This window comes from Oceanobacillus sp. MO10714A, assembly GCF_037072045.1.
Lineage (GTDB): Bacteria > Bacillota > Bacilli > Bacillales > Amphibacillaceae > Oceanobacillus > Oceanobacillus indicireducens.
Genome location: NZ_JAXHDC010000003.1, coordinates 25,222 through 42,294, shown reverse-complemented (window position 1 = coordinate 42,294; position 17,073 = coordinate 25,222). Strand labels below are relative to the sequence as shown.

The 17,073-nt window shown below is 43.5% G+C and carries 19 protein-coding genes; 18 read left to right on the top strand and 1 reads right to left on the bottom strand.

The genetic code is table 11. The features are described from left to right. The 11 genes from prmC (at position 1) to upp (ending at position 9,493) form a co-directional block, all read left to right on the top strand. The gene (gene prmC / locus SPD53_RS04020; protein ID WP_336251706.1) at positions 1-858 is read left to right on the top strand and encodes a peptide chain release factor N(5)-glutamine methyltransferase; all 858 of its coding nucleotides are present in this window, start codon (positions 1-3) and stop codon (positions 856-858) included. A gap of 176 nt (positions 859-1,034) precedes the next feature. Next, complete coding sequence (spoIIR, locus tag SPD53_RS04015) at positions 1,035-1,631, top strand: stage II sporulation protein R (protein WP_336251705.1); 597 nt, start codon at positions 1,035-1,037, stop codon at positions 1,629-1,631. 63 nt (positions 1,632-1,694) lie between these two features. Continuing rightward, positions 1,695-2,096 carry a hypothetical protein gene (locus SPD53_RS04010; RefSeq protein WP_156854241.1) on the top strand — a complete coding sequence of 134 codons (402 nt, stop codon included), beginning with the start codon at positions 1,695-1,697 and terminating at the stop codon, positions 2,094-2,096. Between the two features lie 221 nt (positions 2,097-2,317). Then, positions 2,318-3,331 carry an L-threonylcarbamoyladenylate synthase gene (locus tag SPD53_RS04005; protein WP_336251704.1) on the top strand — a complete coding sequence of 338 codons (1,014 nt, stop codon included), beginning with the start codon at positions 2,318-2,320 and terminating at the stop codon, positions 3,329-3,331. Between the two features lie 508 nt (positions 3,332-3,839). After that, the gene (locus tag SPD53_RS04000; protein WP_232334278.1) at positions 3,840-4,391 is read left to right on the top strand and encodes a manganese efflux pump MntP; all 552 of its coding nucleotides are present in this window, start codon (positions 3,840-3,842) and stop codon (positions 4,389-4,391) included. A gap of 144 nt (positions 4,392-4,535) precedes the next feature. Further along, the gene (locus tag SPD53_RS03995; RefSeq protein ID WP_336251703.1) at positions 4,536-4,994 is read left to right on the top strand and encodes a low molecular weight protein arginine phosphatase; all 459 of its coding nucleotides are present in this window, start codon (positions 4,536-4,538) and stop codon (positions 4,992-4,994) included. A gap of 6 nt (positions 4,995-5,000) precedes the next feature. After that, complete coding sequence (locus SPD53_RS03990) at positions 5,001-6,290, top strand: methyl-accepting chemotaxis protein (RefSeq protein WP_156854249.1); 1,290 nt, start codon at positions 5,001-5,003, stop codon at positions 6,288-6,290. A 21-nt stretch (positions 6,291-6,311) separates the two neighbouring features. Further along, a complete protein-coding gene (gene rpiB, locus SPD53_RS03985) occupies positions 6,312-6,752 on the top strand; it encodes a ribose 5-phosphate isomerase B (protein ID WP_156854251.1) in 441 nt (146 codons plus the stop codon). A gap of 43 nt (positions 6,753-6,795) precedes the next feature. Continuing rightward, positions 6,796-7,368, top strand: a complete 573-nt coding sequence (locus SPD53_RS03980) for a TIGR01440 family protein (protein ID WP_156854253.1) — start codon at positions 6,796-6,798, stop codon at positions 7,366-7,368. 65 nt (positions 7,369-7,433) lie between these two features. Next, a complete protein-coding gene (glyA, locus tag SPD53_RS03975) occupies positions 7,434-8,687 on the top strand; it encodes a serine hydroxymethyltransferase (RefSeq protein WP_156854255.1) in 1,254 nt (417 codons plus the stop codon). Between the two features lie 176 nt (positions 8,688-8,863). Continuing rightward, entirely contained in the window at positions 8,864-9,493 is a 630-nt protein-coding gene (gene upp / locus SPD53_RS03970) for a uracil phosphoribosyltransferase (protein ID WP_156854257.1), read from the top strand. A gap of 154 nt (positions 9,494-9,647) precedes the next feature. On the opposite strand, the gene SPD53_RS03965 is transcribed toward upp, so the two are convergent. Next, positions 9,648-9,788, bottom strand: coding sequence for a hypothetical protein (locus tag SPD53_RS03965; RefSeq protein ID WP_336251702.1), 141 nt, complete (start codon positions 9,786-9,788; stop codon positions 9,648-9,650). 84 nt (positions 9,789-9,872) lie between these two features. Here SPD53_RS03965 and SPD53_RS03960 point away from each other — a divergent pair, with 84 nt between their 5' ends. From SPD53_RS03960 to atpA, 7 genes are all read left to right on the top strand, one after another. After that, positions 9,873-12,017: a S8 family serine peptidase gene (locus SPD53_RS03960; protein ID WP_156854259.1), complete on the top strand. Its 2,145-nt coding sequence runs from the start codon at positions 9,873-9,875 to the stop codon at positions 12,015-12,017. Between the two features lie 570 nt (positions 12,018-12,587). Next, positions 12,588-12,971 carry an ATP synthase subunit I gene (locus tag SPD53_RS03955; RefSeq protein WP_156854261.1) on the top strand — a complete coding sequence of 128 codons (384 nt, stop codon included), beginning with the start codon at positions 12,588-12,590 and terminating at the stop codon, positions 12,969-12,971. Positions 12,972-13,113: 142 nt separating this feature from the next. Continuing rightward, positions 13,114-13,863 carry a F0F1 ATP synthase subunit A gene (atpB, locus tag SPD53_RS03950; RefSeq protein ID WP_156854263.1) on the top strand — a complete coding sequence of 250 codons (750 nt, stop codon included), beginning with the start codon at positions 13,114-13,116 and terminating at the stop codon, positions 13,861-13,863. Between the two features lie 44 nt (positions 13,864-13,907). Then, positions 13,908-14,120, top strand: a complete 213-nt coding sequence (atpE, locus tag SPD53_RS03945; RefSeq protein ID WP_188855780.1) for a F0F1 ATP synthase subunit C — start codon at positions 13,908-13,910, stop codon at positions 14,118-14,120. Between the two features lie 296 nt (positions 14,121-14,416). After that, a complete protein-coding gene (gene atpF, locus SPD53_RS03940) occupies positions 14,417-14,944 on the top strand; it encodes a F0F1 ATP synthase subunit B (protein ID WP_156854267.1) in 528 nt (175 codons plus the stop codon). Then, the gene (locus tag SPD53_RS03935; protein ID WP_336251701.1) at positions 14,941-15,486 is read left to right on the top strand and encodes a F0F1 ATP synthase subunit delta; all 546 of its coding nucleotides are present in this window, start codon (positions 14,941-14,943) and stop codon (positions 15,484-15,486) included. The genes atpF and SPD53_RS03935 overlap by 4 nt, the downstream gene beginning before the upstream one ends. Before the next feature lie 18 nt (positions 15,487-15,504). Further along, positions 15,505-17,016, top strand: coding sequence for a F0F1 ATP synthase subunit alpha (atpA, locus tag SPD53_RS03930; RefSeq protein WP_336251700.1), 1,512 nt, complete (start codon positions 15,505-15,507; stop codon positions 17,014-17,016). The last annotated feature ends 57 nt before the right edge of the window (positions 17,017-17,073 follow it).

Here is a 17,073-nt window from a genome sequence, read left to right as displayed (position 1 = left end):
ATGACGTTAAAACAATATGAAGTCCTGAAACGGGCTTCTCTTTTTTTAGAAGCAAATAACCGAGAACCTCGTTTTGCCGAGTTACTCCTCCAACATCATCTCGGCCTCTCGCGATCAGCATTTTTCCTAAATATGCGTGAGACGATTCCGGAAGAAGTGTATCATGCTTTTCAAACGGATCTGGAAAAGCATGTAAACACGGGTATCCCATTACAGCATCTTACCGGTTATGAGGAATTTTACGGCCGGCGTTTTCAGGTGAATGAATCAGTCCTCATTCCCCGCCCGGAAACGGAAGAACTCGTGCAGCATACGATTGCAGCCGTATACTTGAGGGGAAATCAAAAGGTGAGAATCGTTGATGTAGGTACGGGTAGCGGAATTATTGCGATTACACTGGCCTTGGAACTCCCTGAAGCAGACGTTTTCGCAACCGATATTTCCGAGGCAGCACTCCACGTCGCGCGGGCGAATGCAGCGAGGCTTGGAGCTGATGTTACTTTTTTTGAAGGTGATTTTTTACAACCACTCACGGAAAGACAACTACCTGTGGATATCCTCGTTTCAAATCCGCCTTATATTGCTGAAGCGGAACGGGGGGAACTTCATGACACGGTGAAAAACTTCGATCCCGATCTTGCCCTTTTTGCGGAAGACGACGGACTTGCTGCATATAAAAAAATCGTGAAACAAGCAACAGAGCTTATCAATCGAAACGGCTTGATTGCCTTTGAAATCGGGCATATGCAAGGAGAAGCAGTGAAACAACTTGTAGAGGAAAGTTTCCCTGACAGCAATGTGGAAATCATTCAAGATATCAACGGAAAAGATCGTATCGTTCTCGTAAAAATCTGCTAAAGTGAAACTCATTCAGTGGGTGTATCCTTACCTCGCCCACTGAATGTTTAGTTGAACAGAATCAGGTATTACAGACCGTTAATACGTGACAAATAACTTTTTACTAGAATACTAGTTTAAATTTTCGTTTCTTTGGTCATACTGTGGATAATTCAGTTGAAAAAGGAGTACCGAAAATGAAAAAACTAGTATTCTTTATTTTTATTATAGCTTTTATGTGGACAAGTCTTGCGGGATGGACTCCCGATGAACAAACAGAAAATCTAGATTACCAGGTCATTCCTGACGAAGCGATTCGCCTGCGGATTTTAGCAAACAGTGATGAGGAAAAGGACCAACAAATCAAGCGTGATGTAAGAGATGAAGTTAACAGAGTAGTAAGCAGATGGGTGGCGGATATCACAGATATTGAGGAAGCACGCGAACTCATTCAGGAGCGTCTGCCTGAAATTGACGAGCTTGTCGGAGAAGTTTTGCAAGAGTCGGATGAAAATAGGGAATACACAGTAGATTACGGCAAGAATATTACGTTTCCAATGAAGTTGTATGGAGACTATCTGTACCCGGCAGGTGAGTATGAAGCGATTTTAATTACACTTGGTGAAGGTGATGGCTCCAACTGGTGGTGTGTGTTATTCCCGCCCCTTTGCTTTCTTGATTTCTCATTCGGAACAACGGTAGAAGCGAAAGATGGCGAGTTAGACCAAGAACTAGAGGAAGAAGAGGAAACCGAGGTTAAATTTTTCCTTTTTGAATGGCTTGGTTGGTCATAGTTTTCTTCGATTTGCATAACATGTCAGAAAGGGAACAATCAAATCTAGTAGAGGTGAATCGAAATGAAAGTAATGCCCGTAAAACACGCGACCTATGAGCAGCTTGATGATTTCTTGACGAGAAATGACCGTATCGATAAACCGTTACTCTTTGATAAGGGATTTGTAGTAGAAATTGGAGGGCGGATTGAGGCGAGTTTTATTCTTGATGAACTGGATTCTGGTGGATGTTGGTTGAAGCAGCTCTATATTACCCAGTCACATGCCGCGAAGTTACCTGTCTTGCTGGAAACGATTCTGCAGATTGCCCGTAAACAAGAGGCAAAAATTGTATATGTCCACAGTCACCAACCGGTTGTGGATATCCTGCTTGAGTCGCTTGACTTCCAACAGGAAAAAAATAAACAAAATATCCCCGAGAAGTCAGTAACATCAGGGTGTTGGTGGAGTTATCACGTTTCGTAAACAGCTATTTTATTTTCCACATTTTCCTGTGAATAACTTGTTGATAATTTACTTATAAATTTCAAAATGTTTATATGCCCACTTATTTTGAATAAAGTCCTGTGGATAAATTGCCGCAGGATTTTTTGTGGATAAATCAGTGGATTGCACAATATAAAAATATCAACTAAACTGGTAACATAGTAGCGAAGGTTAACGAAAGAGAAACGAGGATTTAATGAATGGAAACGAAACGATGGAACATACAACGAGGAACGACGATAAATAAACAATTCATTAGCGAGGCAGCTGCCCTCCTAAAGGCTGGAGAGACCGTTGCTTTTCCGACTGAGACGGTGTATGGTCTTGGAGCTGATGCAACGAACAAGTCAGCCGTCGCGAAGATATTTGAAGCGAAGGGGAGACCTCAAGATAATCCGCTTATCGCCCATGTCGCAAATGTTGAACAATTGCAACAACTTGTGGATAACCTCCCCGAATATGTGGATGATTTAATTACTGCTTTTTCTCCCGGTCCATTAACATACGTGCTCGAAAGTAATGGGGCTTGTGCAGAGAATGTGACTGCTGGACTATCCACAATCGGTGTGCGTATCCCTGATCATCCGGTTGCCTTGGAGCTGCTTCAAGCATGTAATTTCCCGGTCGCTGCCCCGAGTGCCAATCTTTCAGGTAAGCCGAGTCCGACCACCGCAAACCATGTGGATGAGGACTTAAACGGGAAGATATCGGGGATTGTAGATGGTGGTCCGACTGGGGTGGGTGTGGAGTCTACTGTCATTTCCTGTAGGGAACACGATGTTGTGATTCTTCGCCCAGGTGGCATTACGAAAGAACAAATTGAACAAATTGTTCCTGTTGCCGAGCCCGTGAATGAAACTGTGGATAAACCTGCCTCCCCGGGGATGAAATATAAACATTATTCACCGGATGTTCCCCTGTGGCTTGTGGACGGAGGTGCGGAGAAAATCCAAAACGTAATTGCTGAGGAAACCGCGAAAGGAAAAAAGGTTGCTCTTCTTGCACGTGATACGATCCTCGAGCTTGTCGAAGCAGATTTGAAACTTAGCCTCGGCTCCAGCTTAGAAGATGTTGCAAATAAGCTGTATGATAACTTACGGAAAGTTAAAAGATCGGATGTGGATATAATCGTTTCTGAAGTTTTTCCCGAATCGGGAATCGGACAAGCAATCATGAACCGTTTGAAAAAAGCGAAGACGGATTATATCCCTTAGTTTAATTATAGTAATTGGATGAAAAAAGCGATTCGTCTCGCAACATCGACATTAACGCGTTCTGTGCGTCGAAACTTCCGCTGAATGAAGTTTCGTTTTATTAAACGCTGGTGGTATAATAAGAAGTAAGAGTATTGTGGATAATTAAAATTGCAGGTACGGCGTCCGCACCCAGCAAAACTCAAATGAATTACAACTTCATGATATAGTCTAAAGGTCCCCGTCCTCTTAATCTCGCTTCAGGTAAAAAGGAAATCGATTAAGATCACGCACATATAGGCACCAACATCGAACTTCTTTCCATCCTGGAGGTACAGTTTGTGCATTGCTGTGACTACTGAACGCGCTCGTACAAAAATTCCTCGGTGGGACGATTAATCGCAATCTTTAGGCGGCCGCGCGAAAGCAAATCTTACTGTATGGCGCGGTTTTCGTCTTTGTTAATTTTCCACATATCCCCTCTTGGACATGCATATAGTGTATAAGCATGTCCAAGGGGGGATTTTTGTTGGGCATTTCAACAGGAGAATTTGTCACACTCATTTTTATGGGCCAGGCTCTTGCACTGGACGCTTTTTCGGTCTGCCTAGGGATCGGCATGCAGCAGATCCGATTAAAACGCATTCTGTGGATAAGTTTAATCATTGGGGCATTTCATATCATCATGCCGTTAATTGGAATTCTTATGGGAATAATGGTAGCAGGGCCATTTGAAAGTTATGCCCACCTGATCGGGGGAGCGTTACTTGTTTTCATCGGTTCCCAGATGTTTTTCAACGCTTTTACCGAAGAGAAAAAACTCATCATCCAGCCAGCTGGAATTGGTCTGATTATCCTTAGCTTTACCGTAAGCATGGATAGCTTCACAGTCGGTTTTGGTCTTGGGATTACAGGGGTCCATATTGCGCTTGCCCTTATATTATTCGGTGCATCCAGTGCCTTGTTATCTTGTATCGCCTTATTAATCGGGCGCCGTGTTCAAGGATTTCTAGGAAGATACAGTGAACTCCTTGGCGGAAGCATCCTATTCGGATTTGGCCTATACATCCTGCTCGCTTGAAAGGGACAGGGGGTCAGAGCATTTGTCCCGCGAAATGGGACAAATGCTCTGACCCCCTGTCCCGATTTTTCTGTCCGTGGGTGCTAGAGTGTGGTATATTTATAGGTAGATAGTCAGTGTTATCTTGCTTGGGGGGTAAAAGAGATGAATATTTTATTTGTTTGTACGGGGAATACGTGCCGCAGTCCGATGGCGGAAGCGATTTTACGGGATCGATATCCACAGGTCGCGGTTCAATCGGCAGGAGTTTTTGCTGTAGATGGAGTCTGTGCAAGTGGCAATACTTATAAAGCACTGGAGGAGTGTAATATTACACTGGATCACCGTTCCCAACCAGCCACTGAAGAATTGCTCCAGTGGGCAGAGCTTGTCCTTACAATGACGAGTCAGCATAAGCAGCTGCTTATTATGGAATATCCAGAATATGAAGCGAAAATTTACACACTGAAAGAGTACACAGGTAACGCAGATGAAGAAAGTCACGAGTATGATATTTCCGATCCATACGGTGGTGACTTGCACGTATACCGTTCCACTCGTGCGGAATTAGAAGAGCAAATCGACCGCCTAATAGAAAAAATAGAATCGGCAAAGGGGAAATAATAGTAAATGGAGAGAAAATATTCATTCAGTATCCGTAAGAAGCTTGTTTTATTCACCGTTTCATTAGCCATTATTACATATAGCACATCATTTGTTTTTATTTTTTTCCTATATGACTTTTTCCAGGATTACATACCGTTCAGTCTCGAATGGTTCACAATCATTACCTTTATTCTTGGAATCACGTGGTCGGGCATCCTAGCCTTCTTCTTCGCGAGCTTTATCACCAAGTCGATTGAAAAACTGGAAAAAGTTGCCACGATTGCAGCGGAAGGAAACTTGAACCAGACAGTCGAAATCCCGAAATCGAATGACGAAATACGTGGTCTGGCCCTCTCATTCAACACCATGCTGACGAATTTAAATAGTATCGTACAAAATATTGATGAAAACTTTGACAAGACGAATCAAGCAGTTATACAAATGAAAGAAGCATCAACAACTGCCCATACTCATTCCCGAATGATCGGTACATCGATTGGGGAAATCTCAAATGGAGCTGAAGATTCCTCTGTAGCGATTCAAAATACAGCAGAATCTGTCGAAATTGCGTCCGATCTTGCCTTAAAAGTTCAAGACCGGGCAGGGGAGTCAAAGGGTAAATCCGATCAAATGCTTGATACATTGAATGCGACGAAGGAAGTCGTGAACAATCTTGTTCAAGGCATCGACCAGATAGCAAAAGAACAGCAAGTGTCGTTAACTAGTGTTAATAATTTAAAACAAAATGCGATTCAAGTGGAATCCATTATCTCGATGGTTGGAGAAATCGCCGAACAGACGAACCTCCTTGCGTTAAATGCCTCTATTGAAGCAGCAAGGGCGGGAGAGCACGGGCAGGGATTTGCGGTTGTCGCAGAAGAAATTCGGAAACTCGCTGACCAAAGTGCCGGGGCTGTTCAGCAAATCTCTCGGCTTATCGGTTCCATCCAAGATGACGTGAAAAATGTTGTCGAAAATATTAATCAAAATGTCGTTTTTGCAAATAATGAAGCAAAGAATGGAAAACAGTCGAATGAGACGTTTGCAGAAATGTCCAATTCAGTCATGGAAGTAGCGTCCGAAATCGAAACAATCTCCGGCCTTGTTGATAAGCAATTACAGTCGATTCAAGATACGAGCCGTGAATCCCAGGAAGTTGCAGCAATTGCGGAAGAAACTTCAGCCGGTGCGGAAGAAGTGAACGCGGCAATTCAAGAACAGGTGGCTAGCATTGAAGATGTGGACCGCCTCGCAACAGAAATTGAAGAACATGCGAATCAATTGAAAAAACAAATACAGCAATTCCAACTTTAAAAAAGGAAAGGAAGAAACAACATGAAAGTTTTAATAACAGGCGACCATGCAGGCTTAACATTAAGGAATGAAGTGGCGGATTTAATGGATGAAATGGGAATTGAGTACGAAGATGCTGGAGCGAGTTGTGCAACCTCTGTCGATTATCCAGACTACGCCCTCCCAGCAGCAGAACGGATTGCAAACGGAGAGTTTGACCGGGGAATTTTCATCTGTGGAACAGGAATTGGCATGTCGATTGCTGCGAATAAAGTAAAAGGAATCCGCTGTGCTTTAGTGCATGACGTATTCAGTGCCCGGGCAACGAGAGAACATAACAACTCCAATGTTCTTGCGATGGGGGAGCGCGTTATCGGACCATCTCTAGGAAGAGAAATTGCCAAAGTTTGGCTTGAAACCGAGTTCCAAGGGGACCGTCATGCAAAAAGAATTGAAAAAATCCATTCCTATGAAGACAAATAAGTAGTATAGTAGAGGCATGGTTATTTTTCTGAAAAAATGTTTAATGGAGGGAAGCCAAGTGACGTTAATCGAACAAGTAAAAGTGGATTTGGAGAAAATCGTCGATGAATGGCTTGCGACTGATTATTTACGTGAAGATGAACTTTTCGTAATCGGTTGTTCCACAAGCGAGGTGGCAGGGAAGAAAATCGGTACAGCAGGTACAGAGGATATTGCCGCCCATATTTTCAGAGAACTGAACCGTTTAAAGCAAGAAGTGAATATCCAGCTTGCTTTCCAATGCTGTGAACATTTGAACCGTGCCCTCGTTGTCGAACAAAACGCAGCAAAAACTTTCGGCCTTGATGAGGTAACAGTCATTCCTGTTCCGGAAGCTGGCGGTTCGATGGCTTCTTTCGCCTACAAGCATATGGAAGAACCGGTGGTCGTTGAATCACTCGGGGCAAAAGCTCACGCCGGGTTGGATATTGGAGAAACAATGATTGCCATGCATTTAAAACCGGTTGTAGTCCCTTTGCGTTTCAGCAAGAAATATATCGGGGAAGCTCGGATTGGCCTCGCACGGACGAGACCGAAATTAATTGGCGGCGAACGAGCCGTTTATCAAGACACTTGAAGCAATTAAATAGAGGATATATGTCCTTTTCATAATATTTAACAACTTACAGGGGGGACTCTACAATGGAACAAGTGAAGCAAACTGGATTAGAACAAACGGATCCGGAATTATATCAAGCAATTGAGGATGAAAAGAAACGTCAACAAGACAACATCGAACTGATTGCTTCCGAGAACTTCGTATCAGAAGCGGTGATGGAAGCGATGGGATCTGTCTTGACGAATAAATATGCGGAAGGTTACCCGGGAAAACGTTACTATGGTGGTTGTACATACGTTGATGTGGCGGAAGACCTGGCGCGTGACCGTGTGAAACAGCTTTTTGGTGCGGATCATGCGAACGTACAACCACACTCTGGAGCCCAAGCGAACATGGCTGTTTATTCAGCTATTTTACAGCCGGGGGACACTGTACTTGGAATGAACTTAAACCATGGTGGGCACCTTACCCACGGAAGTCCCGTTAACTTCAGCGGTAAACTGTATAACTTTGAAGAGTATGGGGTAGACGAAAAAAATGAACAGCTCGATTATGATGCTGTTTTAGCAAAAGCAAAAGAAGTAAAACCGAAGCTGATTGTAGCTGGTGCAAGTGCTTATTCCCGGACGATTGATTTTAAGAAATTCCGTGACATCGCGGATGCAGTCGATGCTTACTTGATGGTCGACATGGCTCATATCGCCGGCCTTGTTGCGGCAGGTGTTCATCCAAACCCGGTACCACATGCCCATTTTGTAACGACGACAACTCATAAAACGTTACGCGGCCCACGCGGTGGTGTTATCCTTTGTGAACAAGAATTCGCGAAGAAAATCGACAGCTCTGTATTCCCTGGGATGCAAGGCGGTCCACTCATGCACGTTATCGCTGCAAAAGCTACTGCGTTCAAAGAAGCATTATCTGATGACTTTAAAACATACGCAAAGCAAGTTGTTAAAAACGCTGCAGTCTTTGCAGAAGAATTATCGAAAGCAGGCATCCGCATCGTTTCCGGCGGTACAGATAACCACCTCTTGCTCCTTGACGTGAAGCCACTTGGATTCACTGGTAAGGATGCAGAAGAAGTGCTCGACAGTGTATTAATTACAACGAATAAAAACACGATTCCATTCGATACAGAAGGCCCGTTCATTACAAGCGGTGTCCGAATCGGAACAGCAGCTGTCACGACCCGTGGCTTCAAAGAAGAGGAAATCAAAGAAGTCGCAGAAATTATGGTTACTGCACTTAAAAACCACAAGAACAAAGACGTTCTTGAAGAATTAAAACAACGCGTCCTCAATTTGAACGCACGCTTTCCATTATATGCGAAATAATGAATAATCGAGGTTGGAATTTATCCCAGCCTCTTTTTTTCGTGTAATTAGCTGAGGGTTGTCACCACTAAAATGTAGTTCAACATTTTTTCAAAAATATATAATCCTGCTTGAATATCTTGTCGTTTTTCCGTATACTTTTAGGGATATGAAAATTTTAAAGGAGTGATCTGCAATTGAGTAGAGTATTCGTATTAGATCATCCGTTAATTCAACATAAATTAACGAAAATCCGTGATAAACACACAGGCACCAAAGAATTCCGTGAACTAGTTGATGAAGTGGCCATGTTAATGGCATTCGAAATCACAAGAGATCTTCCTTTAATGGACGTGGAAACAGAAACCCCTGTAACAGTTGCGAAAACAAAAGAACTCGTTGGGAAAAAAATCGGCCTTATTCCAATCCTTCGTGCCGGACTTGGAATGGTTGAAGGGGTACGCAAATTAATCCCAGCTGCAAAAGTAGGACATGTCGGACTATATCGTGATCCAGAAACGCTCAAGCCAGTCGAATATTACATTAAGCTTCCATCTGATATCTCAGATCGAGAACTGATCGTAATTGACCCGATGCTAGCAACAGGTGGTTCAGCAAACGATGCCATCCACTCACTAAAAAAACGCGGCGCAAAAAATATCAAACTCATGTGCCTAGTTGCTGCTCCAGAAGGTGTGGACGTCATCAAAGAAGACCATCCAGACGTTGATATTTATCTAGGTGCAATCGATGATGGTTTAGATGAGAACGGCTATATTATACCAGGTCTTGGTGACGCTGGTGACCGTTTATTCGGTACAAAATAAATAGGAAGTATGCAGTCTTTTTTGTAAAGAACTGCATACTTTTTTCTTTGGCTTTGGCTGCTTATGCCTGTAATCATTCGAATCCGGTTGTTTGTCGTTTCCTTATGTGATGAGAGGGCTTGTAATCATTCGAATCCGTTTATTTGTCGTTTCCTTATGTGATGAGAGGACTTGTAATCGCTCGAACTCGAGTTTTTCTCGTACCTTCAAGTGATGAGGCCAGCTGTAATTCCTCGAACCGGAGCATCCCTGCGTTCCCTCGCATGATAAGACGTTGCAATTCTGCCCTAAACACTTACCCCCCCACTCACAAAAAAACATACATATATTTACACTTTTATTAAAAACTAACCCTATCATGACAAAAGGAGCGGCCAACATGAGAGGATTTATTTTTTTCCTGATCGCGAGCTTCGTTTATTTTCCCGCCGTTCATGCGGAGGAAGTGGAAACGGTCATTATCGAAGTGGAGGGGAACGTGGAAGCGCACGCGGATTATATCAAAAACTATCATCCATTTATTGAAGTCGTCGCAACTTATTCGACTTTATTTAATGGTATCGCCCTACAAGGAAAACCAGAACAACTCGAGCGGCTGCACACAGCAGAATTCATAACAGGTATCCATGACGTCCAGACGTACAAAGCCGATCCGTTACATTCATCGGGACAACCGAAAACCGAGCCGCGAGACGCCCGGCAAAACTATACTGGGAAAAATATCAAAGTCGGAGTAATCGATACTGGGATTGACTACACCCATCCCGATTTAAAAAGTAACTTTGCTGGCGGGTACGATGTTTTTGATCTTGATGAAGACCCGATGGAAACAATACCGGAAGAAGGGATGCCGACGAGCCATGGAACTCATGTCGCAGGGATAATCGCGGCGAACGGAGAGTTGCAAGGAATAGCTCCTGAAGCCTCACTCTACGCTTATCGTGCTCTGGGCCCGGGTGGTTTTGGCTCGACAGTCCATGTGCTTGCCGCCCTTGAACAAGCGGTAAAAGACAAGATGGATGTCATCAATCTCTCCCTCGGTAATGAAGTCAATGGTCCCGACTATCCGACGAGTATTGCGGTTGATAAGGCAGTTGAGCTCGGTATTCCCGTCGTCATTGCCAATGGAAATAGCGGACCTGAGCCTTGGACGGTCGGGAGTCCAGCGACCGCAAAAAATGCTTTAGCTGTAGGGGCAGTTCAAGCACCTACTGAGGTGCCATATCTTTACCACGCGCCGGATAATAAAAAAATCTCCCTAGCTGCAATGCAGGGAGCGCCGGCCTGGGAGCTCACGAAGGATTATAAAATTGTAAACGCAGATGAAGACAGCACGAATCTTAACGGGAAAATTGCCCTGTTCGAGCGAGGGGAAGTAACCTTCCGAGACCTTGCACTGCAAGCGCAGGAAAAAGGTGCAGCAGCTGTTTTAATTTATAATAACGAACCTGGAGAACTCCATGGAGGCATCGAAAATGAAGAAGACGCGACAGTGGAAATCCCAGTTGCTGGAATTACAAAAGAGGACGGGGAATGGCTTATCGAACAGAATGTAACGTATCTCGATACCGTTTATGAATCCCTCGATACAACAATTGCTGCCTTCAGTTCCCGCGGACCTGTCACTGTCAATTGGCAGATCAAACCGAATGTAACGGCACCTGGAGCAGCAATCAACAGTACCGTTCCTGGAGGATATGAGCATTTGAGCGGAACAAGTATGGCAGCTCCATATGTTGCGGGTGCGGTTGCTTTACTAAAAGAAGCCCACCCGGACTGGGGTGTGGATACGATTTATCATGCATTAGAAACAACAGCAGTACCGCTACAGACAGAGAACGGTGATTTTCACGCACCATCGATTCAAGGACATGGCCTTATCCAACCAGAACAAGCAATCGAAACTCCGACTATTATAAAGAATGGAACACTTGAAGCAGGGAAAATTACAGAACGGCATGAAGCAGAGGAGTTTACCGTACAACTCGAAAATCGCTCATCTGATACCCAATCCTTTTCCTTTGACATTCCAAAGAGTGAACGGGGCATCGAATGGGAGCTTCCCTTATCGTTTGACGTCGCGCCGCACGAGACAGAAGAAATAAAAATCAAACTGAACATTACAAGCACGGAACTGGAAGAAGGGGTCCACGAAGGTTTCCTGACATTAAAGGAACAAACGGAAAATAAGACATATCATTTACCATATCTTTTCGTGAACCAATCGGCCGACCAGCCGAAAATTGCAGGGATAGAATTTAGTCTGAAACCATTTAGAGAAGATGTATACAGCTATAGTCTTTATTCAACAGAGGAATTGCAGCTCGTGTCAGTTGATTTATATGATCCCGACACCTTAACCTACCGTGGAAATTTACTGGAACTGGAAGAACCGACTGTCGGAATGAACGAAGGAGAAATCCCTAGTTACAAATTAACACCAGGCAACTATCTCGGTATCATCACCGCTATCAACAAAGACGAAAGAATAGAAACAACAGAAATCCCTCTCCACATCGAATAAAAACAGGACTTGGGGTCGAAGGCAATACTCTAATGGGACAACGCCTCTGACCCCGATGTCCCACCCTAATGGGACAACGCCTCTGACCCCAATGTCCCACCGAATATCCGGGATGTTTGAAAAACCGTTCACAGAAACGTCATATTTATGATGCTTGATTTCCTTTATAATAGTGGTGGATTAGAAGTGGTATGGTAGGTTTAACCTGTGATGAATTGATGGATAAAAGTGTTACGAAATGAATGTCATTTATCTATGGATTCTAATTGACAATGACTGTTCCAGTAAGGTACACTATCTTAGTGTGAGTATGGACATTTTTCGATAATTATTCGTTATTTATTCGAAAATTCGTCTGACTTTGTTAAAAAACATACAAATAGAGTAAACGATTCTGTTGGAGGTTTTTAGCAAGACTCATAAGTACATAAGTATAGGTCGCTGATTCTTGCAAGTTTCTGGCAACTGGAGGTACATCACCTTCTGCTATCGGGTAGAAGAACTGCGCCTCGCAAGTGGGAAGTTCATTGCCTGCCTGCGAATGTTTCACAGTAGGAGCGTAGAATACAAATGAACGAATTTGAAAGTATGATAACGCGCCAACGTAAATGGATGCTCTATTTACTGGCACTTATAGTGCTCGGAGTCGGGTTTCTTCCTTATACAAGGATCCTTAATGGACTCCTGTTAGGTGGAGCAATCAGTTTCTACAACCTATGGCTGCTCCAGCACAAGACAAAGCAGCTTGGTGATAGAGTAGCAGAATCAGGTGAGGCACGTGGAGGTTTGGGAACGTTCTCTAGAATGGCGGCAGCAGTATTAGGTGTGCTTATCGCAATTCGCTTTGAGGAAAACTTTCATATTATTGCTGTAGTAATTGGTTTGATGCTTTCTTACATCATACTCGGTCTTGATGGAATGTTTCGTTTTGTAATCAACAAAAAGTCAAGATGAATTCTGCACTACATACTACCTGCAGCTGTAATATGTAGGTTTTAAGGTGGGTATCTAAAATATCCACACAACCGCAATTTGACTGTTATCGTAGAAAAACAGTCAAATGTTCGAAAACCATCGATGTAAAGGGGTGATAATTTTGGATCATACAGCTCCAATAGTTGAAGATGTTTTTGGGATATCCTGGCTCGACTTTAACCTCGCAAACGTATTTATGATTGCAGTAATTTCCACACTTGTATTCATCGTCTGTGTATGGGCAAGTCGCAACCTCCAAATGAAGCCGACAGGAAAACAGAACGTCATGGAGTGGGCCATTGAATTTGTAAGAGGTATCATCAGCGACACGATGGACTGGAAGACAGGGAAACAATTCTTGCCACTCGGTCTCACACTCGCGCTCTACATTTTATTCAGTAACGTTGCAGGACTCGTCACCGTTGTTACAATTGGGGACGACCTCTGGTGGAAATCACCAACAGCTGACGCAACACTAACCTTAACATTGTCAACCATGGTTGTTGTGTTAACACACTATTACGGAATCAAACTACGCGGGACGAAACATTATCTCAAGACTTATGTCAGTCCAGTTCCGTTGATGCTACCGTTTAAGATTATTGAGGAATTTACCAACACCTTAACACTTGGTCTCCGTCTATTCGGTAACCTCTATGCAGGTGAAATTCTCTTAAGTCTACTTATTGGATTAACAGCTACAGGATTTGCAACTGGAATTGGTTCCGGGATCCTTAGTTTCGTACTATCAGCAGTTCCAACACTTGCCTGGATGGGCTTCAAGCTATTCATTGGTGCAATTCAGGTATACGTATTCGTTATGTTAACAATGGTGTACATGTCTCATAAAGTGAGCGTAGAAGACCATTAAATAAAAAAACAATAGCTTTAAGATAAAAAAGGAGGAAATTTTTAATGGGAGCTTTAGCAGCAGCAATCGCAATCGGACTTGCAGCATTAGGTGCGGGTCTAGGTAACGGAATGATCGTTAGTAAGGCACTGGAAGGTATTGCAAGACAGCCAGAACTCAAAGGTTCACTACAAGGTACAATGTTTATTGGGGTAGCACTAGTTGAGGCGATTCCAATCATCGCAGCGGTTATCGCATTCATGGCTATTTTCTTGTAAGAACACGTTCTTAAATAAGTTGAAAATGGCGAGGATCGATTTGTGGAATCTTCGCCATTCCTTTATTGCGGTGTAACTGGAGGCAGGACCTATATCAAAGAATGGACGAAAAATGGAAGTTCTAAGTGGGATATCCTCGCGTCCAGTAACGGCCGATTGGTTTTACTAACATTTTTAGGGATGAAAAGAACACCCCTAAAATTAAGTTTTACTTTATGAAATGAAAAATCACTTGATTGTAGTATAAATGGAAGCGGGAAGCCGTTTCCGAAAGATCCGTGAAAGGAGTGAAAGCAGTGCATTCATACATCGACTTTATGTCTGTAGGTGCAGCTGTAGGAGGATTACGAGTGGGCGATATGCTTGTTCAATTAATCTTCTTCCTAATTCTACTTGCATTACTGAAAAAGTTCGCGTGGGGACCAGTCATGAACATGATGGAAAAGCGGGAAAACTATGTTGCTAATGAAATCGATGCAGCAGAAAAAAGCCGCGCGGAAGCTGAAAAGGCCGCAAAAGACGCAGCCGACCAGCTTAACAACGTAAGACAGGAAGCACAGAAAATTATTGAAGATGCAAAAACTGCCGGTGTAAGACAAGAGCAGGACATCATTGAATCTGCACGCGCGGAAGCTGAACGTATCAAAGAACAGGCGCAAGCGGATATCCAAAATGAAAAAGAACAGGCAATCCAAGCGCTTCAAGCACAAGTTGCTTCCCTATCTGTGTTAGTGGCAAGTAAAGTAATTGAGAAAGAAATCAATGAACAAGACCAAGCGGAATTCATTAATGACTACATTAAAGAGGTAGGAGAAGAGCGATGAGTGAAGTCGTAGTAGCCAAGCGTTATGCAGATGCTCTTTTTCAACTAGCTTTAGAAAAATCCACACTGGACCAATTTGTGGATGATTTAAAAGTCGTCCGTGACGTCTTTCAAACAAATGAAGATTTAAACGCATTCCTATTGCATCCAAGAGTGAATGGGGAACAAAAAGAACAGCTTGTAACAAAAAGCTTCAAAGGCTTACATACAGATGTCGTTAATACAGTAAAACTCCTTGTACAACGCCATCGTACAATGCTTATTCCATCCATTGTTGAAGCGTTCATTAAACGGGTGAACGACGCAAAAGGAATTGAAGTTGCAACTGTTTATTCTGTTCGCAAACTGACCGCTGATGAGAAGCATAATTTGAAGACATCTTTCGCCAAACGAATCGGTAAAACGACCCTCGAATTTGAGAATGTCATTGATCCGTCTCTTGTTGGCGGCATTAAAATTCGCGTCGGGAACACGATTTATGACGGTTCAGTCAGTGGGAAATTGCGCCGGATTGAGCGGAAAATTGCAGTAGCAAACAAATGATGATAGGGGTGAAATGGTATGAGCATTAATGCGGAAGAGATTAGTAAGCTGATAAAACAGCAAATCGAAAACTTTGAAACAGATATCGAAGTTTCGGATGTTGGAACAGTTATTGAAATCGGGGACGGGATTGCACGTGCACACGGCCTTGAGAATGCAATGGCTGGAGAACTACTCGAATTTGAAAATGGAGTCATGGGACTCGCACAGAACCTTGAAGAAAGTAACGTAGGTATCGTTATTCTTGGTGAGTTTACAGACATCAAAGAAGGCGATGAAGTTCGCCGTACAGGAAGAATCATGCAAGTACCAGTTGGAGAGGAGCTTCTGGGACGCGTTGTCAACACATTAGGTCAGCCAATTGATGGTCAGGGCCCAATTAACACAACGAAAACTCGTCCAATTGAAGCGGCTGCTCCAGGAGTAATGGACCGTCAATCGGTATTCGAACCATTACAGACAGGTATTAAAGCGATTGACGCGCTTGTACCAATTGGACGCGGACAGCGTGAATTAATCATCGGTGACCGTCAGACAGGTAAAACAACCGTAGCAATCGACACGATTATTAACCAAAAAGATCAAGATATGATCTGTATTTATGTTGCAATCGGACAAAAAGAATCCACTGTACGTTCTACAGTAGAAGTCCTTCGCCGTTACGGCGCATTAGACTATACAATTGTTGTATCTGCTGGTGCATCTGACCCGGCGCCATCCCTCTACCTTGCTCCATATGCAGGTGTAGCGATGGGTGAAGAATTCATGTACAACGGAAAACACGTACTCGTCGTTTATGATGACTTATCAAAACAAGCGACAGCATATCGTGAACTTTCCTTGCTATTACGCCGCCCGCCAGGACGTGAAGCTTTCCCAGGAGATGTATTCTACCTCCACTCACGTCTACTTGAGCGTGCAGCAAAACTGAGTGACGCAAAAGGCGGCGGATCTTTAACCGCACTGCCATTCGTTGAAACACAAGCAGGAGATATTTCTGCATATATTCCAACAAACGTAATCTCCATTACAGACGGACAAATTTTCTTACAGTCCGACCTCTTCTTCTCCGGCGTACGTCCGGCGATTAACCCAGGTCTATCTGTATCCCGTGTAGGTGGAGATGCACAAATTAAAGCGATGAAGAAAGTTGCAGGTACATTACGTCTTGACCTTGCTTCATTCCGTGAGCTTGAGGCCTTCTCTCAGTTCGGTTCCGACCTTGACGCAGCAACACAAGCCAAGCTGAACCGCGGGGAGCGAACAGTTGAAGTACTGAAACAAGGGCTGCATAAGCCACTCGCTGTAGAAAATCAAGTGATGATTATCTACGCACTTACGAAAGGCTTCCTCGATGATATTCCAGTGGAAGATATCGTCCGCTTTGAAGAGGAAATGAATATCTGGCTCGCTACAAACGAGAGCGAACTACTAGAAGAAATCCGCACAACCGGAAAACTTCCAGATGCAGAGAAGATGGATGGAGCTGTAACAGCGTTTAAGAATACTTTCTTACCATCAAAAGCGTAAAAATTAATTAAAAAACCCGAGGTCCGGTGTTCTTTTATACCGGTCCTCTCCCATATC